The organism is Vibrio sp. 10N.222.46.A1 (assembly GCF_041473595.1).
In the GTDB taxonomy this organism is placed as follows: domain Bacteria; phylum Pseudomonadota; class Gammaproteobacteria; order Enterobacterales; family Vibrionaceae; genus Vibrio; species Vibrio tasmaniensis_A.
Window position 1 is genome coordinate 1 of record NZ_JBFRSN010000874.1, and the last position, 1,015, is coordinate 1,015.

The 1,015-nt window shown below is 43.7% G+C and carries 2 protein-coding genes; both read left to right on the top strand.

Going from position 1 to position 1,015, the window contains the following annotated elements; translation table 11 throughout:
* A partial coding sequence (gene atpF, locus AB4496_RS21360; protein WP_372131888.1) for a F0F1 ATP synthase subunit B occupies positions 1-345 on the top strand: 345 nt, incomplete at its 5' end.
* An 11-nt stretch (positions 346-356) separates the two neighbouring features.
* Positions 357-908, top strand: coding sequence for a F0F1 ATP synthase subunit delta (locus AB4496_RS21365; RefSeq protein ID WP_009844933.1), 552 nt, complete (start codon positions 357-359; stop codon positions 906-908).
* Positions 909-1,015: the final 107 nt, after the last annotated feature.

The following is a 1,015-nucleotide window of genomic DNA, read 5'->3' on the forward strand; positions in this document are numbered from 1 at the left end:
GGTTTACGCCACTCAGAGAATGCAGCGAAAGAGCTAGAACTAGCAAAATCAAATGGCGCACAACTCGTCGCAGATGCGAAAAAAAATGTGACCGAACTGATTGAGCAAGGCAAAAAACGCCGCAACGAAATCATCACCCTAGCTCACCAAGAAGGTGAGCAAGAAAAAGCACGCATCTTAGAGCAAGGTAGAGCTGAGCTAGAAGGCGAACGTCAAAAGTTACGCCGTGAACTTCAGGCGGATATGGCAGACGCTGTTATTCAAAGTGCACAGAAATTGATCAGCAAAAACCTAGATTCTGAAACGAACCGAGCGTTAGTTGATCAAATGATAAGCGAACTCTAAACGGAGGCAATATGTCAGATTACACCAATATTGCTCATCCCTACGCTAAAGCATCGTTCGACTTTGCTTTAGGTGAAAACAAGTTACAAGAGTGGCACTCAATGCTGTCCATTCTTGTGACGGTAGCGGAAGAAGAAACGATCGCTAAACAGATTTCATCAGCAGAAGGTGTTCATACACAGCAATCTGAAGAACTGGTCAATCTCATCATTCACGTTTGCCAAGGACTCGTTGATGACCACGTCATTAATCTCATTAAAGTCTTGGCTGAGAATGGCCGTCTTGCAGTGATCAGAGACTTGTTTAACTTGTTCAGCGACCTAAAGGACGAACATGAACGTGTAATCCCTGTCACTGTCACCAGTTCAGAATTGCTTACACAAGATCAAGTTACATCACTCACTGCTGCACTTGAGAAGAAATTAGAACGTCAGGTTGAAATGGAACAGGTTATTGATGACTCGCTGGTTGGCGGGATCGTAATCAAGGCGGGCGAAACCGTCATCGATGGTTCTTTGAACACATCAATTAACCGATTAGCCCATCAACTTCACGCGAGATAGGTAACAATTATGCAATTAAATTCAAATGAAATCAGCGATCTAATCAAAGATCGCATCTCGAAATTTAATGTGAGCACCGAAGCTCGCAACGAAGGCACTATAGTCTC

Excerpts from the sequence above, each read along its gene's own strand:
- AB4496_RS21365 (WP_009844933.1), top strand. The coding sequence starts at position 357 with ATGTCAGATTACACCAATATTGCTCATCCCTACGCTAAAGCATCGTTC.